14 protein-coding genes are annotated in these 18,565 nt (G+C 50.2%); 8 read left to right on the top strand and 6 right to left on the bottom strand.

Annotation, left to right across the window (positions count from 1 at the left end):
• Positions 1-64: 64 nt before the first annotated feature.
• From ACQSGY_RS12495 to ACQSGY_RS12470, 6 genes are all read right to left on the bottom strand, one after another.
• On the bottom strand, positions 65-3,346 hold the full coding sequence (locus ACQSGY_RS12495; RefSeq protein WP_427052105.1) for an efflux RND transporter permease subunit: 3,282 nt from the start codon (positions 3,344-3,346) through the stop codon (positions 65-67).
• A 33-nt stretch (positions 3,347-3,379) separates the two neighbouring features.
• The gene (locus tag ACQSGY_RS12490) at positions 3,380-4,327 is read right to left on the bottom strand and encodes a TetR/AcrR family transcriptional regulator (RefSeq protein WP_427052104.1); all 948 of its coding nucleotides are present in this window, start codon (positions 4,325-4,327) and stop codon (positions 3,380-3,382) included.
• A gap of 1,215 nt (positions 4,328-5,542) precedes the next feature.
• Positions 5,543-5,857, bottom strand: coding sequence for a DMT family transporter (locus ACQSGY_RS12485; protein WP_427052103.1), 315 nt, complete (start codon positions 5,855-5,857; stop codon positions 5,543-5,545).
• Positions 5,857-6,213: a DMT family transporter gene (locus ACQSGY_RS12480; protein ID WP_427052102.1), complete on the bottom strand. Its 357-nt coding sequence runs from the start codon at positions 6,211-6,213 to the stop codon at positions 5,857-5,859. Before ACQSGY_RS12480 ends, ACQSGY_RS12485 begins: the two co-directional genes overlap by 1 nt.
• Positions 6,214-6,218: 5 nt before the next feature.
• Positions 6,219-6,833 (bottom strand): TetR/AcrR family transcriptional regulator, encoded by a 615-nt coding sequence (locus ACQSGY_RS12475; RefSeq protein ID WP_427052101.1) that lies wholly within the window; start codon positions 6,831-6,833, stop codon positions 6,219-6,221.
• Between the two features lie 455 nt (positions 6,834-7,288).
• Positions 7,289-8,815, bottom strand: a complete 1,527-nt coding sequence (locus ACQSGY_RS12470) for a phospholipase D family protein (RefSeq protein ID WP_427052100.1) — start codon at positions 8,813-8,815, stop codon at positions 7,289-7,291.
• A gap of 202 nt (positions 8,816-9,017) precedes the next feature.
• On the opposite strand from ACQSGY_RS12470, the gene ACQSGY_RS12465 reads away from it, so the two are divergent.
• The 8 genes from ACQSGY_RS12465 (at position 9,018) to ACQSGY_RS12430 (ending at position 18,409) form a co-directional block, all read left to right on the top strand.
• Positions 9,018-9,929: a MerR family transcriptional regulator gene (locus ACQSGY_RS12465; RefSeq protein ID WP_427052099.1), complete on the top strand. Its 912-nt coding sequence runs from the start codon at positions 9,018-9,020 to the stop codon at positions 9,927-9,929.
• A 337-nt stretch (positions 9,930-10,266) separates the two neighbouring features.
• Complete coding sequence (locus tag ACQSGY_RS12460) at positions 10,267-11,817, top strand: phytoene desaturase family protein (RefSeq protein WP_427052098.1); 1,551 nt, start codon at positions 10,267-10,269, stop codon at positions 11,815-11,817.
• Complete coding sequence (locus ACQSGY_RS12455; protein WP_427052097.1) at positions 11,814-13,277, top strand: phytoene desaturase family protein; 1,464 nt, start codon at positions 11,814-11,816, stop codon at positions 13,275-13,277. Before ACQSGY_RS12460 ends, ACQSGY_RS12455 begins: the two co-directional genes overlap by 4 nt.
• Complete coding sequence (locus ACQSGY_RS12450) at positions 13,274-14,146, top strand: phytoene/squalene synthase family protein (protein WP_111269045.1); 873 nt, start codon at positions 13,274-13,276, stop codon at positions 14,144-14,146. The genes ACQSGY_RS12455 and ACQSGY_RS12450 overlap by 4 nt, the downstream gene beginning before the upstream one ends.
• The gene (locus tag ACQSGY_RS12445; protein ID WP_188593836.1) at positions 14,146-14,913 is read left to right on the top strand and encodes a carotenoid biosynthesis protein; all 768 of its coding nucleotides are present in this window, start codon (positions 14,146-14,148) and stop codon (positions 14,911-14,913) included. Before ACQSGY_RS12450 ends, ACQSGY_RS12445 begins: the two co-directional genes overlap by 1 nt.
• On the top strand, positions 14,882-15,649 hold the full coding sequence (locus tag ACQSGY_RS12440) for a lysophospholipid acyltransferase family protein (protein ID WP_427052096.1): 768 nt from the start codon (positions 14,882-14,884) through the stop codon (positions 15,647-15,649). The genes ACQSGY_RS12445 and ACQSGY_RS12440 overlap by 32 nt, the downstream gene beginning before the upstream one ends.
• Before the next feature lies 1 nt (position 15,650).
• Entirely contained in the window at positions 15,651-16,811 is a 1,161-nt protein-coding gene (locus tag ACQSGY_RS12435) for a glycosyltransferase (protein ID WP_427052095.1), read from the top strand.
• A 77-nt stretch (positions 16,812-16,888) separates the two neighbouring features.
• The gene (locus ACQSGY_RS12430) at positions 16,889-18,409 is read left to right on the top strand and encodes a phytoene desaturase family protein (protein ID WP_427052220.1); all 1,521 of its coding nucleotides are present in this window, start codon (positions 16,889-16,891) and stop codon (positions 18,407-18,409) included.
• The last annotated feature ends 156 nt before the right edge of the window (positions 18,410-18,565 follow it).

Below are 18,565 nucleotides of genomic sequence, written 5' to 3'. Positions count from 1 at the left end.
GCCCGTCAGGGCCTGTTTTTCGAGCACATTTGAAGCTTTGCTGTGCTGTGATTAGACAATTACATTAATCTGCGATTTTTTTCTTTTTGAATTTCATCAGGAACTCATACACAATCGGCACAATGACAAGGGTAAGCAGTGTAGAACTGATCAGACCACCTATAACCGTGATGCCGAGCCCTTTGGAGATAATCCCCGCGCTCTCTTCGAGACCTGTGACGAGTGGCAGCAAGGCTCCAATAGTAGCCAGTGCCGTCATCAGGATCGGACGCAGACGCGTAGCTCCTGCTTCGAGCAGTGCCTCACGCGTAGAGATTCCCTCGTTTTCTTTGTGAATCACGCGGTCGATCAACACGATGGCATTCGTAACCACGATACCGATCAGCATCAGTGCACCCATCATAGCAGATACGTCGAGCGTGCCTCCTGCGATGAATAGACCAACCATGATTCCGATCACGGTGAACGGAAGTGAGAACAGAATTGCGAATGGAGCAAGTCCACCGCCAAATGTTACAACAAGCACGAAGTATACAATCGCAATGGCTGCCAGCATCGCCAGCCCCAGCTGTGTAAATGTATCATTGATTTGTTCGGTTGTACCGCCAAACTTCACCTCAACGCCATCTGGCAGGTCCAGCTTGTCGATGCTTGCTTGCAGGTTCTGTGAAGCTTTGGCAACATCGGAAGCCAGAATGTTGGCTGTGACCTGCACAACCACTTTGCCATCAATACGCATGATGGAGTTCGGTGAAGTGCCTTCCTCCACTTTGGCCACATCCTTGATTGGCACCTGAATGCCCAGCGGTGATGTCACGGTTTCGTTTTCAATATCCTTAATGCTGCTGAATGTTTTGTTGTCAGTTTCAACGTAGACCTTATACGTTTTGTTATCAATGTCTACTTCGGTGAGCACTGGACGTTCACGTACCGGACTGAGTGTCATGGCCAGTTGACCTGCTGTAAGACCGAGTTTGCTCAGCTTCTCCTGATCGGCAACCAGCGTGTATTGACCGTACGTGTCGGAGATCGTGGTATCCGCTTTTTCAAAAGAGTCCTTATCTGCCTGAACCAGCTTCAGAACTTCTTCGGCTACCGGTTTCAACTGTTCTACATTGTCGCCGTAGATGGACAGACTCAGGTTGCTGCCGCCGAATCCGCCGGACATATCGAGTTCATTCCACGTGCCTTTGGTTACTTCTTTTTGCAGACCTTCAACCAGCTGTTTCTTCACCTCGGTGAAGTCCTTGGTATCCTGGTTGTACTGGATATAGAAGAGTGCGGAGTTTCCGCCGCCTCCACCCATGCTGGCGAGCGGGCTGTTGCCGCCGATGGAGTATTGCATTTTCTCCAGACCTGGCTGTTTCAGCAGCCATTTTTCGGCCACCAGTGCTTCTTTCTCTACATCTTCACGGAGTGAGCCTGTTTCCGGGCTGTACGTAATCGTTACATATTTATCCTTCTGCTCTGGCAGGAAGCTTGCACCGATGAATGGATACAGGAACAAGCTGCCGACCAGCAGCAGAATCGCAATGCTGACCGTAATGATTTTATGATTGAGTGTCCAGTTGAGCAGGCGTTTGTAACCGCCAGCCAGCTTGCCCGGTTTCTCCTCATGATTCTGTTTACCCTTGATGCCTTTGCGGAACAGGCTGTGTGCCAGCATCGGAACGATGGTGATCGCAACCAGCAGTGAGGCGAGCAGGGCGAATACCATGGTCAAGGCAAACGGTGTGAACAACTCTCCGACCATACCGCTAACGAGTGCCAGCGGCAAGAATACCGCAATCGTAACAATAGTCGAGGAGAGAATCGGGATAAACATTTCACGAGTGGCTTCACGTACCAGTTCACGGCCTTTAAGCTTCTCGTTTTTGAGAGTCATCCTGCGATAGATGTTCTCGATAACAACGATGGAGTCGTCGACAACCCGACCAATCGCAACGGTCATCGCTCCCAGCGTCATCATGTTCAATGTAATGTCCATCAGGTTGAGTGCTGTCAATGCCATCAGCAAGGAAAGCGGAATCGAGATAATGGAGATAATCGTTGAACGAATGTTGCGCAGGAAAAGCAAAATAATGAGGACTGCGAACAAAGCGCCGAAGGCCGCTTTACCCAGCATCGTATTCACGGAATCCTGAATCGGTTTACCTTGGTCAAGCAGGATGGTCAGCTCGGCGTTTTTAAACTGCTTTTGCAGTTCTTCAGCTTTGCTCTTCACTGCTTTAACGACATCAACGGTATTGGCATCATTGGATTTGACCACCGAAATCCCGATGGATTCCTTGCCGTTGGTGCGTGAGATGGACTCGGCTTGACCGATTACCTCAATTTTGGCGATATCGCTCAGCTTGATCGTTGGAATTCCAGCTGCGCTGGCAGCTCCTGCGGTACCGGAAGGATTCGCAGCAGCAGCGTTTCCGCTGCCGGTTTGCCCGGTTGACGGGCTGGAGCCTTGTGCAGCGCCAGCAGCACCCTGCCCGGCTTGAGCTGTTGGATCAGCAGCTTGACCTGCCTGGGCTCCGCTGCCTGTAGAACCTTGCGGAGCGGCAGCGCCCTGCCCTGCACCTTGGCCGGCAGAAGCACCAGCCCCGCTTGGCACAACAGGAATTTCCAGATTTTTCAGATCATCCAGCCCGATGATGTTGCCATCCACCACGACCGCTTTCTGGGATTTATCCAGTTCGAAGAGGCCGAGAGGCACACGAACAGACGAGCCTTTAACAATACCGTCTACCGTATCTTCGCTGAGGCCCAGTTCAGCCATCTTGGCTTGATCGAACTTCAATTGTACTTCTTTGACATATTGACCGGACACCTGGACTTGAGCCACACCGTCAATATCTTCGAGTGCGGGTTTGATATCCGTGTCCACAAGACGTGTCAGTTCCTCCAGATCACCGCCGTCCTTGTCGGACAAGCTCAGGGAAACAACGGGGAACGAGTTAATGCTGAATTTGGAGATGGTTGGTTTCTGCACACTGTCCGGTAATTGTACCTCGTTCAGTGCTTCTCGAACGGTTGCTGTTGCGTTTGTCAGATCCGTTCCATAATCGAATTCAAGTGTGATGGATGCTGCATTTTCCATCGAGGTAGAGGTAATCGTTTTGACACCTTCGACATTGCGCAGCTTCTGTTCGAGCGGCTTCGTGACATCTTCCACAATACCCTCAGGAGCTGCACCCGGATCAATCGCCGTGACATTCAGAAACGGTACATTGATGTTGGGTATCGTCTCCTGCTTCATCGTAACTCCGCTGTACAGACCAGCAAATGAGATGATGATAGTGAGAATCCAGATCGCAAACTTGTTGTTCAGTGAAAAGTTAATAATGCCTTTCATACGTTGGTTTCTTCTCCTCTCTGTGTCTCCTGTTTATGTGTTTGACGAGTCAGCCTGGATAAACCGGTTATACATGGTATCCATAATGTGCTGAAGCTCGGAGTGCATAGGTTCAAGCAGTGCGATCCCTTCCAGATTGCGCATCATACCCAGAATGATGGCTCGTCTTGGGGAGAACTCCATAATCTCTTGTCTTAGTATGGCAATGGTCTCAAGGACATCATTCCTTGATTGTCCCGCGGGAAGCTCCCGGGATGCGATGTCCTGCATCTGTTTCAAAATATGGACGGGATGGCGCAGTATCGCTGAGTCCGGCTGAGCTTCCGCAACCCAGGCTGGCCACTGCTCAAGCGGAAATAACGGTGCTGGACGCTGCTGGAGATAACCTGCTGCTGCATAATCGATCATCTGCAGGAGGTTGGTTGCCATCTTGTTCACCGTCAGTGAAGGCATCTCGGTAAACCAGATTTTCACATAAGACAGGAAAAGCCCATGCGTCAGCATAATGAGATCAATGGTATAAGGCTCAATCTCGGGGCCGTAAAAGTCCTCCAGCTTGCTTTTGAACCAATGCAGTGTGCGAATCTCGATATCTCTTTGCTGAGGAGTGCATTTTTCCTTGCGCTGCTGCTCATCATCCATCATCATGCTCCGCATCTGCACACGCAAAAATTCCTTTAATTCGGCGACATGTGTCAGCAACGCTTCAATCTGCTTGTGCAGCCGCTCTCGAGAGGTCAGACTGGTCTCGTGCTCGATCTGGGACATCTCGTCCATCAGTACGTACACACAATACTCCAGCGTACTGGCCTCCAGCTCCTCCTTGGATTTGAACATCAGATACAAGCTGCCTTTGGACATCCCGCATAACTCGGCAATTTCCTGCATGGAGGTAGCGGCACTGCCCTTGGCAGAAAACAGCTTGAGCGCTGTGGTGATGATCAGCTTTCTCTTTTCGTTCATCTCATGAATTGGGTTCATTAAGGGTACATTCACCTCATTGGGAACTCTTGAGTTCTTGAATTGACTTCGTGGTCAAAACTAGTATAAACGATGTGAATAACAGATTACAAATTCTCTATGTTTTGAGGGTGTAGATGTGGGGGAAGATGCGGATGAAGAAAATAAATATCCATGCTTTCTCGTTCGTGAGCCTAACATGAAAATGCCAAAAAAAGTACAGTCTACAGGCTGTGAATAAGCTGTTTCTTGTACTTGGGTTGTTTATTGAAGGACTAGGGGAATAGATCAGGGGCAAGGCTGGACTGTATAGGCCCTTTGATATTGGATCGGAGGAACTGCCACTCTGGCACAGCCTATCAGGCGAGTTTATTTTATCATGTGCTTTATTTACTCACTTTTATGTATAACTTGCTTTACAACTTAGAGTGTAACTTACTATATAACTCACTGTTTGACCGACTGTATAACTCTCTCATTGTCATAATCTCATGTGAACATCTACTCATGTTCTTTCTCACACGTCACACATGCTCCCATTGTTCCTTCATCCTTATGTTGTGACTTAGCCTAACACTGTAACTCGGCTTAACACTGTAACATTCCTTCCCGCTGTAACTCCTGCTTCATGACGAGGGTGGTCAGCCACAACAGCGTGCTGGGAGCTGCACGCAGTGCGCAAACTGCGGCTTAATCTATGAGGAGGGCGTCGGTATACGTTGAGGATTTATAGAGGTTGTAATTGAAAATTTAGATTGATTTGCTCGATTGTATAGCGCTGGGCTTGAAGTTTTGCTTGAATGTATACCGTTTGTGTTGCATGGATGCATAAAGTTTTGTGTTTGAATGCGAAGAGATTGTGTTTTTTGAAGGCATAAAATGATGTACTTATACCATAGAAGATATGTTCCGGCCGAAAATTCAGAGTGGTTGTGCTTGAGTATTTAAGATTATTTCTCACACACCCAGATATTCTAACGAATTCAGATGAGCTTATATTGATGATTTAGAGCCATCTGAAAATGTAACGATTCCCAGAAACCTTATTTCGCTATAAAACAAGAAAAAGGACCGATTTTATTGACGGATCTCTCAAATAAGGTCTCCTGGAATCGTTAGAAATTAAAAACGTGTCATATCACCCAAATAGCGTTTCCTGGAATCGTTAGGATACAAAAACCACCAAAACCGCCGAGAGTGGTTCAGATTTCCATCTTTTGGTTTCATGCTTTTCTGTTACGTAATGATTTTCAATCCGACAGCTGCCACCAAAATCATGGCGATAAACAACAGTCGCTTTGCTTCCTTCCGTTCACCGAACAACAGCATGCCTGTCACCGTGCTTCCCACCGTACCAATTCCCGTCCACACGGCATAGGCTGTGCCCATAGGAATGGCAGTCATAGCGTAGGATAACAGCGAGAAGCTGAATACAAAGGATACGAGCATCAGAACAATGTAAGGCCAACCCTTACGCGTAGAAGCCCCGTTAATGCCAATGACTCCGAAAATTTCACAAATTCCTGCACCTACAATAGCAATCCAAGCCATCAGAGGGCACCTCCTTTAACTTGGGGTTCCTGGCTTTCCTGTTGATCTGTCACGAGCTTTAATCCGACGACACCGCAGAGCAGCAGTCCAATCAGCAGTATTTTAGCCAGACGAAACGGCTCGCCAAACAGCAGCATCTCGGTCAATACCGTTCCGGCGGTCCCAATCCCTGTAAATACAGCATAGACCGTACCAACGGGCAGCCTTTTGGAAGCGGCGATGATTAACGCAAAGCTGATAACAATGGCTGCTGCGGTCAAAGCCCATTCCCATGTATTTGAGGCATGCTTGAGTCCGCTGACCCAGACAATCTCAATGATTCCTCCAATAAAAACGTATAACCAGTTGCGATTCATGATGTTCAATCTCCTTCTGGCACAGCAGAACGTGCCCCTTCATTCAAGCTTCTTACGCCATACCAAAAGACAGGCCATGCAGCATTCAGTCTTCGCTTGTAACGGCGAGAGCTTCCGTATATGATCTCGACCGTAATGCCATCGAGAAAGGTCATAAAAGCAATCGCTGCCTGCTCGGCAGGAAGCGGCGGAACATCTCCTTCGCGGATCGCTCGCTGCAACAGCCGGGACAATGCACGCTCCATGCCATCCAGAAAAGGATAAACCAGATCCATGACCTGGCTGTACAGATCAGGCGGCGGATAATAACAGTTACGCAGCATCAATCTGGCAGAAGCATGATCCTGATACTCCTGCTCAAACCACGTCAGCAATCCCCGTAGACGCTCTTCCAGCGGCAGATGGTTTTGATCGCGGAAATACTCCAACGTATGCCGCCGTACCTCATCAAATGCATACTCAAGCGTGCGCATGAACAAGTCCTCTTTCCCGCTGAAATGCGCATATATCGACGGTTTCTTGATTCCAACCTCATCAGCTATCGCTCTTAATGAAGCCCCTTCATAGCCGTCTCTGGCAAAATGAAAAAGGGCTGCATCCCGAATGGAATGAGCAGTCATTGTCTTCACCTTCCTAACGGTCGTTAGGTAACATCTTTTCACACATGTCATCCTCTGTCAAGATAAAAAATACACCCGCAGCAAATGAAGAATGCAGACGGATGTATATGGAGACAGATGTATTAAAGTGTTTGAAATGGTGTGATCTAAAGTCTCTATATAGTGTTTTGTTTGTTGATATTCGAAGTCGCTGTTATTGTTTTGACCTGAGGTCGTTGTTATTGTTTTGACCTGAGGTCGTTGTTATTGTTTTGACCTGAGGTCGTTGTTATTGTTTGGACTTGAAGCAGTTGTTATTGTTGTGATCTGAAGCCGCCACTATATTGTGAACCGAACTCGCTATATAGGGCAGAAATAATTATTACAGGTTGCTCTGTCATCAGGGTGTTTGTGTAAATAACCTTTCGTTCAACGACGTATAAATGCAAAGCTCAAAACGAGTATACATACACAGCTCAAAATGTAGTAAAACCTAGAATAAGCTGAAGTTTGTACAGGATGCCCTTCAGAAAAGTAGTTTTCTCCTGAAACTCCTCCAGATCTAACGTAAATGGCGCATCTTCGTTCACCCATATCCGCTTGAAATAATCAGCAACGTCAATCGTGAAGGCAGCGTCTGCCGGTGCGGCAATCCACATATCATTCTCCAGATTATAGTCATTCAGATTCCGGGGAGTGAAGTTGGTTGAACCGCCCATGACGATATGATCCCCAGCCGCTTTGGCAATGTAGATCATCTTGGTATGGTACTGCTCCTTGGTGGTGTTATACCAGCGAATCTGGATGCTGCCACTGGATTTGTCATGCAGCTCCGCAGCTACAGGGCGATTGGGAATGCCAATCTTCTCTTGACCAAACGCATTTTCGTTTGGATCAAGCACGAGCCGAATGTCTGTGCCTCGCTTCGATGCATCCAGCAATGCCTCCAGCACTTTGGGTGAAGCAATGTAGAACATGCCCATCCATAACGTATCGCCTTTGCCAGTCTGATTGATCTCATAGAGCAGCGCATCATTGACTTTACCCTCGGTCAAATATCGCAGACGAATCGGCCCTTCACTTTCACTTTCCTTTGCTGCCTCGGAGGAGGGAGAGGAATCTGAAGAGGAAGAGGAGGTCTGCGTTGAAGCGTCATATACAGGCAGCTGCCCCCCACCAGACATATCTACAACGGCTTGCTCCGCTTGAATAATATCCCCGATGACCGGGCCGGTTACCTCGAAACCGATGTTGGAATGATAAGCGCTGGCATCGTGAATGTTGCCTGAGGAGACGATGGCGGTTTTCTCGCTGGCAACTACTTTGCGATGGTTGGCCTTCACATTCAGCAGTTTGAGATAGGAGCGCAGCGTAACATCCGGGCCATCGGTTGCCATTAGATTGGGAATCCAGCCTTTCCCGGATTGTCCGAACCACTGGAAGAACGTACGCCAGACCGCAGAATACACCGGTGTAGAATCGCGCAGCGGATCAAGGTTCGTGATGACGACGTGGATACCCGCCTGTTTCATCTGCTCCAGCAGTGGATTAGGCGCAGCGTTATAGTTGGTATTCACTTCATCGGTAATGAACCAGATACTCATATCCGGATTGTTCGTTTTTTTGGCAATGAGGGTATCGGTGAACTGCTGGCTGACTGGTGGAAAATGCTGCCCCTTATGCTGATAGTTGTTGAACAAAAACATATCTACGACCACAAACTGCTCCGCATCCTTCACGACCTGAAGCATACGCTGGAAAATCTGCTGTTCATGCTGCATCTGCCCATCGGGGGAAGGATAGGTCAGATCGTTCAGAAACTGCACGTTCTGTACCCGATACTCCTGACCTTCGTATGAAATACCTGGCGGCAGCGGTTTGTAGGTCTGATAGATCATCACGGCAATGAGCCATAGAATGAGCAGCGCAATAGCTGTTCGTATGTAAGGAAATTTGCGTTGTGAGGAATGTTGATCCGAGATGCGGCGGCGCAATGAAACCAATGGTGTATGCCTCCCTTCTTTGCTTGCTGAATGACGTATATTACCACAGGTATGACGATGTTGACGCAGGAGAAGTTTGCGAATGCTCATCAGAGGTACAGCAGGATGAATCGGAGCCTGTTAATCGACAGGTGCAGAGCCGTTGTGTATAATGGGTGTATTATTTTTGTAGAACGTTTAAGGAGAGAAAGTAGGTAATCACGTGTATTCCATCAAACAAGTCGCTGCTATGCTTGGCATTCAGGCGGTCACGCTCCGGGCTTGGGAAAATCGATATAATGCAGTCACCCCTGAGCGGACAGAGTCAGGTTACCGCATGTACACGGAAGAGCATGTTGCCGACCTGCGCTGGCTGAAGCAGCAGATTGATCAGCATCAGACCAGCATCTCCGAAGCAGTGCGCATGTTGAAGGAAAAGAAGGAAACCAGGTCTAAAGCTGATATCCCTATGCCTACAGCGCCTCCAGTACCTAACGCCGAAGAGGCATATGAACATATGACCGATCAGATTTATGATTCTCTTTATCATTTTCAGGGCGAGCGTGCCAACGGTTTGATTGATTTTGGATTCACGATGTACGGATACGACAGCATGTTCTATCATGTGCTCGTACCCATCCTGGTCCGGGTCGGAGACGCATGGGAGGAAGGGCGTGCAACGGTAGCACAGGAGCATTTTATGACGCAGCTGATCTCCCAGCGTTTTTATCAGTTTTTCCATCTGTTCCCGATCTATCCGCATCTGCCCAAAGTTCTGGCCATGTGCCCGGAAGGGGAACATCATCAGGTCGGTTTACTGCTCTTTTCGTTATTTATGCGCAAAAATGGAGCCGAAGTGCTGTATCTTGGCGCCAATACACCGGAAGAAGGTGTGTTCCCGATTATTCGCGAGCAGAAGATCAAGCTGGTTTGTCTGTCCATTACCGACTCTGGACTGGTGGATACCTGCGATCAGCTGATCGACCGAATTCGGGAGGAGTTTCCTCATGTACGCTTTGTCCTGGGTGGCAAAGGGTTCGAACGTGCGGAGCATGCACGATACCCGGAGTGGATTATGCCCGAAGATTCAGGAGACTGGCAATCGTGGATTGAACGCGAGTATTTTACACAATAGCTTGCAGAACAGCGGCGAGCTGACAGCCAGCGAACAGCCATCAAACAGACATCAACATTCAATACTCATTCAACATAAAACGAAAATGAAAAGAATAGATTCATGTATAGCGGACATCCTTTGATCTAATGATCAAGGGATGTTTTTTGCTGTGTAATCATTGAAAAAGAACATTAATTTGACCCATCGGTCATTTTATGTTTTACTTGTCGTATAATATTTGTACTACATTTGTATAATGTTTTTCGGTTTATCCGATTGAAGTGTTTCTTCACAGTTTAATATTAGGTTAGGGGCTTGAGAACTAGAGGTTCCCCTATATAGAAAGGTGAGTGGCATGATACCGAATCAACAACGCAAGCGTGCAGCTGTCATTGGCGCAGGTCCAGGCGGGCTTGCCGCAGCCATGTTATTGTCTGGTCAGGGATATGAGGTCGATGTTTACGAGAAGCAGCCAGCCATTGGGGGACGTTCTTCCCGTCTGGAGCTGGGTGAATACAAGTTTGACCGCGGGGCTACGTTTCTGATGATGCCTCAGTTAATTGAAGAAATGTTCGATGTGGTCGGACGCAAGCTGTCGGATTATGTGGATATGAAGGAACTGACCCCGCTGTACGCTTTGAACTTTGGAGACAAGGTATTCAAGCCTTCACGGAATCGCGAAGAGACAGCAGCACAGATCAAGGAGCTTTTTCCTGGTAATGAAGAGAATTATCTACGGTACATGCGAGACGAGGAAGTGAAATTTGGCAAAGTGATGCCGCTGCTCCGCCGTCCGTTTGGCAAGCTGACCGATTATTTGCGCAAAGATGCGATCACCGCACTACCCAAGCTTGATATAAATAATACGGTTTACGGTATTCTTTCCCGCTACTTTACCGATGAACGCCTGCGTTGGGCATTTACATTCCAGTCCAAATATTTGGGCATGTCCGCTTGGGATTGTCCGGGCACGTTTACGATTCTGTCGTTTATCGAGCACCAATACGGATTGTTTCATCCGATCGGCGGCGTGAATCGTGTATTCCAGGCCATGGCGGATGTCGTTGAAGAATATGGCGGACGGATTCACACCGCTACACCTGTGAAGCAGGTTATCGTTCGCAATGGCCGGGCTGAAGGTGTGCTGCTGGAGAACGGCGAACGGATTGAAGCCGATCATGTTGTTGTTAACGCCGATTTTGCCCATGCAGTGAACCATTTGTTTGAACCTGGCGTACTGAAGAAGTACACCCCTGAGAAAATGAAACGGAAAAAATATTCCTGCTCCACAGCCATGCTCTATCTGGGTGTAGATGGCGAGATTGACCTGCCGCATCACTCGATTTATTTTCCAGAGGATTACCGGGTTAATGTAGACGAGATTACAAAGCACAAAATACTGTCTGCAGACCCGTCTCTATATGTTCATAACCCATCCAGACTTGATCCGACACTCGCACCGTCAGGAAAATCTGCACTTTATGTGCTGATGCCAACCCCGAACCTCACGGGAGACATTGACTGGGAGGCCGAACGATCGAAAGTGCAGGAAGCGATGCTGAAGCGGCTCGAAGCGATTCCAGAGCTGGCTGATATCCGTGGCCGCATTGAAGAATGCAAGCTGTTTACGCCGCTGGATTGGCAGAATGAGCTGGATGTATACCGCGGTGCAACCTTCAACATGGCTCATAATCTGGGTCAGATGATGTACCTGAGGCCGCATAACCAGTTCGAGGAATTGGAACGTGTATGGCTGGTGGGTGGAGGTACACATCCGGGCAGCGGTTTACCGACGATTTTTGAATCGGCCCGCATCAGTGTCAGACTCATTCAGGAAGAGGATGCACGCAGACATACCAAGCCTTCATCCTATGTGCAGACGGCGGAAGTCAGAGGGCACTCATGAAGCGGGCGGCAATTGTGGGGGCAGGGATTGGCGGGCTGACCTCCGCGCTGCTGCTTAACCGTCAGGGATGGGATGTTACGGTATACGAACGGGGTTCCCGTGTGGGCGGACGAATTGCTTTTGAACAGGAAGGCGATTACCGCATTGATCAGGGCCCGACGATTGTACTGCTGCCGGAGATGCTGTTAGGCATTCTCGAAGAGGCGGGTGTGGACCGCTCCAAGATTGAGCTTCTGCGCTGTGACCCCTTATACCGGGTGCACTATCACAGCGGACGTGTCATGACCAAGATGACGGACCGTGATCAGCAAACGGCAGAGATTGAACGGCTGTTCCCCGGCGAGGGCCATGGATTCAACCGGTTTATGAAGGATATGGACACCCTGTTTCCTGCAGGTCGCGCGGCGTTTCTGGAACAGATGTTTCCACGCAAAAGGGATTTCTTCACCCCTTCGCTCATGTCCCTCATGGGCCGACTGCGGGCACACAAAAGTGTGCGCAAGGCGGTAGGGGATTATTTTGAACATGAAGAACTGCTCGATGCGTATTCGCTGCAAAGCCTGTATATCGGCGGATCACCCTTCGGTACTCCCGGTATCTATTCCTTGCTTCCCTATGCGGAGCATGAGTATGGCATCTGGATGGTGAAGGGCGGTTATGCCGCTTTGCCCGCTATTCTGGAACAAGAGCTGCTCTCGCGCGGCGGCAGAATCAAGCTGCAGACGGAAGTTACCGGCCTGATGATCGAAGGTGGCGTGTGTACAGGTATAGAAACGGCAGATGGCGCAGAAAATGTGGATGCTGTGATCTATAATGGGGATTTCCCCCATGTGAACGATCTATTGAAGCAGACACCTCAAGCAGCTGGCAGACGAAAGGCCTATCGTCCTTCTTCCGGTTGTGTCCTCGTCTACGCAGGGGTAGATCAACGCTGGGATGATGCGGTTACACACCAGTTTTTCCTGCCTCCAAGTCTGGATGGAAGTCTCAAGGAAGTATTCAAGCAGCGGCGTATTCCGACACAACCTTCGTTCTATGTGTTCAACCCGGTTGCGGTGGATGATTCGGCTGCTCCTTCAGGGCAGAGTGTGCTGTATTTCCTCATTCCTGTGCCGGACGCTGAAGGTGTGAACTGGGAAGAGCAGAGCGAGGCGCTGGCAGATCGTGTGCTGGAGGAGGCGGAGCAGCGGGGATTCCCGGGACTTCGTGCAGCGTTACAGTGGAAAAAGGTACGGACCCCTGCTGACGCAGCGCGTGACGGTTTGTATGGCGGTGGAAGCTTTGGCATTGCACCTGTGCTGTTTCAGTCGGGTGTATACCGTCCGCAGCCCAAGCCGTTTCCGCAGATCAGAGGCTTATACGCTGCCGGTGCATCGGTGCATCCAGGTGGCGGCGTGCCCATCGTTATGCAAGGCGCACGAATGGCTGTCAATCAACTCATGAAGGAGATGGGAAAATGAATGAAGCAATATTGAGCAGATGTGAAGAGTTGATGCAGAAGGGCTCCTCGTCTTTTTATCAGGCCTTCAAAGGGCTGCCAAGTCCGCGCCGCGAGGCGGTATATGTGATCTATGCCTTTTGCCGCATGATTGACGACAGTGTGGATGAACCCGAGCAATCGACATATACGATACATGAAATTCATGATTTGTTTGAGCGTCTGGAGGAGGCAGAGGGACATTTCATCTGGCCTGCACTGAGATGGCTGTTCAGCAGCTTCCCGCATCTGGACAAAGGCCCTTTTTTCCGTCAGATGGAAGGCCAGTTAAGTGACCTGAAGAAGACCCATTACGACACGATGGAGGAGCTGGAGCACTACTGTTATCTGGTAGCTGGAACAGTCGGCGAGATGCTGCTGCCTGTGCTGCGTAATGATAACGGGGCAGAAGTGGCGATGAACGGGATAGCACTCGGTAAAGGCATGCAGATCGTCAACATTATTCGTGATGTGGGCGAGGACCGGGCAAGATTGCGCCGCTACGTGCCGCTGGAGATTATGGAGAAGCACGGGTACTCCGAGCAGGATTGGGAGAACGGCGTGGTGGATGAGCGGTTTGTTGCGATTATCCATGATATGAAGTCGGCGGCGCTGAACTGGTTCCGCATCGGTATGGATCGTCTGGATACCTATCCGGTGGAGAGTGCATTTTCAATCGAGCTTGCGGCAGCATTCTATTCCACGATTCTGCACGCCGTAGAGCGTAACGACTATGATGTGTACACGAAACGGGCGTATGTCAGCGACGAATTGAAACTGGAGATGCTCGGTGCGATTGTGAAACGTTACCCGATGCTGGCTTATCAAGCTTCCCGAATGGCGGTATCCTGATGATCCAGTGGGTGTACTGGGTGTGGTATACCATTGGAGCCATCCTGATGCTTACGATTGGTGTTCCCGAGGTGTTATCCTTCTCTAACGGACTATTCCTTGTATTTTATGCACTTTACGTGCTTGACCTTATATATCAGCCATCCAACCGATCTGCTCTGTCCGACCAGTCAGTCAAGTGGCTGCGTCCAGACCTCTGGATTGCTTCATTGATCATCTGGCTTGGGGGCATGGGCGTAGAGTGGATCGGTGTACATACCCACTGGCCTTTTGGCGAATACGCGTACTCCGACTTTTTTGGCGTGCATCTGTTCAGTGTTCCGGTGACGCTTGGGTTCGCATGGATCGCCGTTGTTGGCAATTCAGCGCTGATCAGCGGTGGCGGATCGACCTGGGGTGGCAAGCTGGTACGTGCACTCAAGACAGGCTTTTGGGCGATTGTGCTGGATCTGGTGCTTGACCCGGTTGCTCATGCGAGAGGGTTCTGGGAATGGCAGTCCCCAGGCGGATTCTATGGAGTACCATGGACGAATTACATTAGCTGGTTCATTATGGGTGCATTTCTTTCGCTCTTCCTGCCAGCTGTGCCTAACGATCGCCGCTCGCTCCTGCGAGCGAAATGGCTGTATCAGCTGTTCATCCTTTTGTTCGGTGTGCTGGCGCTGAAGGAAGGCATCACAGGCAGCTTCATCATCGCGATTGCAGGTGTGCTGCTTGCCGAGGGGAGCTGGTTGTATGATCCGCGCCGTAAAATCCAAAGCGTTTGAGCGGATATTCACCCTGTACAATCATTATTATCTGCTGCGCAGACGTTTTCGTTCGTTTACGCTTTCGGGCTCGCTTGATCCACAGGTGCTTGATGGAAACGGCAGGCTGCAGCCTATGGCACCGGATCAGCCAGTAGTTTATTTCATGAACCACAGCTCATGGTGGGACGGATTGCTACTGTATCATGCGGCGAAGCAAACCTCGCGTGGTGATCATTATGTGATGATGGAGGAGCAGCAGCTTCGGCAATATGCTTTTTTTCGCAAGCTCGGGGCGTATTCCATCAACAAGGACAGTTCATCTGGGGTTCGGACATCGCTGCAATATACGAATGAGCTGCTGGCTGCTGGCAAAAGGGTCTGGATCTTCCCGCAGGGTGAAATTCTGCATCAGGAGGCTCGGCCGATTCAGTTTCGCCCGGGTATTGGACTTGTGCTGCGCCGTTTCCCGCAGGCTATTGCCGTGCCGGTTACATTATGTCATGGCATGGTTCAGCATGATTTGCCGGAAATCTCCATGCAGACGGGCTCGCCTATCGTGGGAGATTGGAAAGCGTGGAAGAGTGAAGAGATTGCAGAGCGGCTGGGGCGAGTATTGGAACAACAGCTGGATGATCACAGGGCTGCTTTGATCCGACTTGGGCAAGGAAGTCTGCCGGGCGCATATCCCTTGATTCGCGGCATGCGCTCCACCAGTGAAAAATACGATGAGGCACGAAGGCGGGTGAACCGATAGTATGAATGAAGGTGTGGGTACAGCTGAGATTCTATGGATATGTCTCATGGGATGGCTGCTCGTGCAATTGTTGTTTGCGATATGGAATGCCGCCTGTTTGCCCAAAATACGTTCTTTCCAAAGAGGCAACATACAGCCGCCCGATCTATTGGTCTCCGTTCTGATTCCTGCAAGGAATGAACGCTTACATATTGAAGAATGTCTAGAAAGTGTGCTTGCCAGTCATACCAAGGGATTTCGCATGGAAGTATTGGTGCTCGACGACCGCTCTGAAGATGAGACTGCTTCACTCGTTCAGGCGATTGCTGATCGGGATTCGCGTGTGCGATTGCTGCACGGGACCGATCTTCCTGCAGGGTGGATGGGCAAATCCCATGCCTGTCATCGTCTGGTTCAGGAGGCGCAGGGGGAATGGTTTATGTTTGTCGATGCCGATGTTCGTGTGAAGCCGGATGCAATCAGGCAGATGGTGGCGGCCGGGTGTGCCCAGGGCGGCGGTCTGGTTACGGGATTCCCCTATCAGGTGGCAAGAACCTGGATGGAAAAGCTGGTCGTGCCAATGATGATGTTTACGATCATCAGTCATTTGCCTATTTTCATGATACGCAGGTCAGCCAGTCCGATGTTTGTTGCCGCTACGGGGGCTTTTTTGCTTATTCATCGCACAAGTTATGAAGCATCCGGCGGTCATGCTGCCATTCAGGCACATCTGGTGGACGACATGAGTCTTGCCAAAGCAGTCAAACGTGCCGGGCATCCCGTAATGCTCGCGGATGTGCATGATGTAACGAGTACACGTATGTATCAGAACGGTGAAGAGGTATGGAACGGGTATAAAAAAAACATGTACGAAGGCATGGGCCGGAGAGATGCACTGCTCATTGGCACGATGTTTATGTATTTTATCATGTACATTGTACCGCCGCTGGGGCTGGTTACAGGGCTGCTTACGGGGAACGAGACGTCCATTCTGTATGGATTTATAGGCACGTTGCTTGGCATGGCTGTAAAACGAGTATCCGATCATATCGGAGGTCAGCCGTGGTGGCTCGCACTTTTTCAACCGATCAGCATGGCTTGTGTCATTGCCATCGGTCTGGCCTCACGGCAGGCGGGGCGATCCGGTAAAGGGTACGTATGGAAAGGCAGGCGGTATAGCTGATGCACAATGCACAGGGGAACGGAAACGGGAACGGAAATCGAAATGCAAATGCAAGAGATGAAGGATCAGGAGTAGAAATGCATAACGGGCACCGAGAGGCGGCATCAGTTGGGAACTCAAAACAGGAGGTCATTATTATCGGCGCAGGCTTCGGAGGCCTGTCCTGTGCGATTCGTCTTGCTTCGGCTGGTTTGCGTGTAACGATACTGGAGCGGCAGGAGCATGTGGGCGGCAAGCTGCAGCAAATCGAGCAGGACGGGTTTCACTTTGACCGGGGCCCAAGCACGATTACGATGCCGGATGCATTTCGCTCGGTGTTTGATCAGGCTGGCGTGCAGATGGAGGATTACGTGCAGCTGTATGAGCTGGAGCCTCGGACACGGAATGTGTTTGCAGACGGCACGGTCGTTGATCTGTCGAGAGATCGTGGCTGGATGAAGGAGCAGATTGCTGCATACAGTCCGCAGGATGCCATGCGTTATGATGCGTTTATGGATGAATCTGCGTCACTGTATGCGGAGGCGAATCGTCATTTTCTTGGCAAGCTGCTGTTGAAACCATCCGATAAATACAATCTGCAAATGCTGCGCAGTCTGCTCCGGGTGCGTCCTGCAGTCAAGCTGGATACACTGCTGCGCAGGTATTTCAGCCATCCGCATACCCTTGCGATGTTCGGGCGGTACGCTACGTATGTGGGATCATCGCCGTATCTGTCCCCCTCCATTTTTGCCATGATGGGACATGTTGAAGCAGAAGTTGGTATCTACGGGGTAAAAGGCGGAACGTATCAGCTTATTGAGGGCATGGCCCGGCTTGCGCGGGAGAAAGGTGTACAGATCATCACAGGTATAGAGGTGCACCAGATTGTCGTTCGGAACGGAAAGGCCGTTGGCGTGGATACGGATCGGGGATGGATGGAGGCTGACCGAATTGTGGCTAACGGTGATGTGCTTAGTGTGAATCGGCTGCTGCTCGCACCCGAGCATCGGAAACGTATGAATGATGCCCGCATTGCAAAGTATGAGCCGTCTATCTCCGGTTTTGTTACCCTGGCCGGAGTGCGCAGACAATACGGCCAGCTGCTGCATCATACCGTCTTTTTCCCGGAGCGGTACGAGCCGGAGTTCGAGCATATTTTTCGTGACCGCATGATGCCAGCCGATCCAACGATATATATCTGTTACTCTGGATATTCTGAATCAGGCATGGCTCCTGCGGGAGCGAGCAATCTGTTCATATTGGTGAATGCGCCATATCTCTCGAACGCCTGGAACTGGGAGCAGCAGCAGGACTGTTACGGCGAGTTTGTGCTGGAGCAACTGGAGGCACGCGGCATTGTTGGACTGAAACAGTCAGATGTGTTAATCCGATATACACCGCAGCAGATCGCACACGATACGTTAGCTCATCAAGGCTCCATCTACGGGATTTCATCCAATTCAATGAAGCAAACTTTCATGCGTCCAGGCAATCAGAGCAGCGATGTTCAGGGACTCTGGTACGTTGGCGGCACAACCCACCCTGGCGGCGGAACCCCGATTGTTACGCTATCCGGTCAGCTTGTAGGTGAGCAGCTTGTAGCGGAGATGGGCAGGTAAGAGCAGACGGGAAGGTGCATGCGCATGCAAAGTTACAGGTGGAGAAGATGCGGGAAGAAATAGCTGCTCCAGGACTCAATGAGGTAGATTATCAGGATGCTGTGAAATTGCTATATGGCATTGCGGGGCACCTCAGGGGTCCATTCTGGTTAAGCA

Source organism: Paenibacillus sp. TC-CSREp1, assembly GCF_050171015.1.
In the GTDB taxonomy this organism is placed as follows: Bacteria; Bacillota; Bacilli; order Paenibacillales; family Paenibacillaceae; genus Paenibacillus; species Paenibacillus silvae.
This window is presented reverse-complemented; position numbering and strand designations above follow the sequence as displayed.

Coding starts and splice junctions, on each gene's coding strand:
- ACQSGY_RS12495 (WP_427052105.1), bottom strand. CDS start 3,346: ATGAAAGGCATTATTAACTTTTCACTGAACAACAAGTTTGCGATCTGG.
- ACQSGY_RS12490 (WP_427052104.1), bottom strand. CDS start 4,327: ATGAACCCAATTCATGAGATGAACGAAAAGAGAAAGCTGATCATCACC.
- ACQSGY_RS12485 (WP_427052103.1), bottom strand. CDS start 5,857: ATGGCTTGGATTGCTATTGTAGGTGCAGGAATTTGTGAAATTTTCGGA.
- ACQSGY_RS12480 (WP_427052102.1), bottom strand. CDS start 6,213: ATGAATCGCAACTGGTTATACGTTTTTATTGGAGGAATCATTGAGATT.
- ACQSGY_RS12475 (WP_427052101.1), bottom strand. CDS start 6,833: ATGACTGCTCATTCCATTCGGGATGCAGCCCTTTTTCATTTTGCCAGA.
- ACQSGY_RS12460 (WP_427052098.1), top strand. CDS start 10,267: ATGATACCGAATCAACAACGCAAGCGTGCAGCTGTCATTGGCGCAGGT.
- ACQSGY_RS12455 (WP_427052097.1), top strand. CDS start 11,814: ATGAAGCGGGCGGCAATTGTGGGGGCAGGGATTGGCGGGCTGACCTCC.
- ACQSGY_RS12450 (WP_111269045.1), top strand. CDS start 13,274: ATGAATGAAGCAATATTGAGCAGATGTGAAGAGTTGATGCAGAAGGGC.
- ACQSGY_RS12445 (WP_188593836.1), top strand. CDS start 14,146: ATGATCCAGTGGGTGTACTGGGTGTGGTATACCATTGGAGCCATCCTG.
- ACQSGY_RS12440 (WP_427052096.1), top strand. CDS start 14,882: ATGATCCGCGCCGTAAAATCCAAAGCGTTTGAGCGGATATTCACCCTG.
- ACQSGY_RS12435 (WP_427052095.1), top strand. CDS start 15,651: ATGAATGAAGGTGTGGGTACAGCTGAGATTCTATGGATATGTCTCATG.
- ACQSGY_RS12430 (WP_427052220.1), top strand. CDS start 16,889: ATGCATAACGGGCACCGAGAGGCGGCATCAGTTGGGAACTCAAAACAG.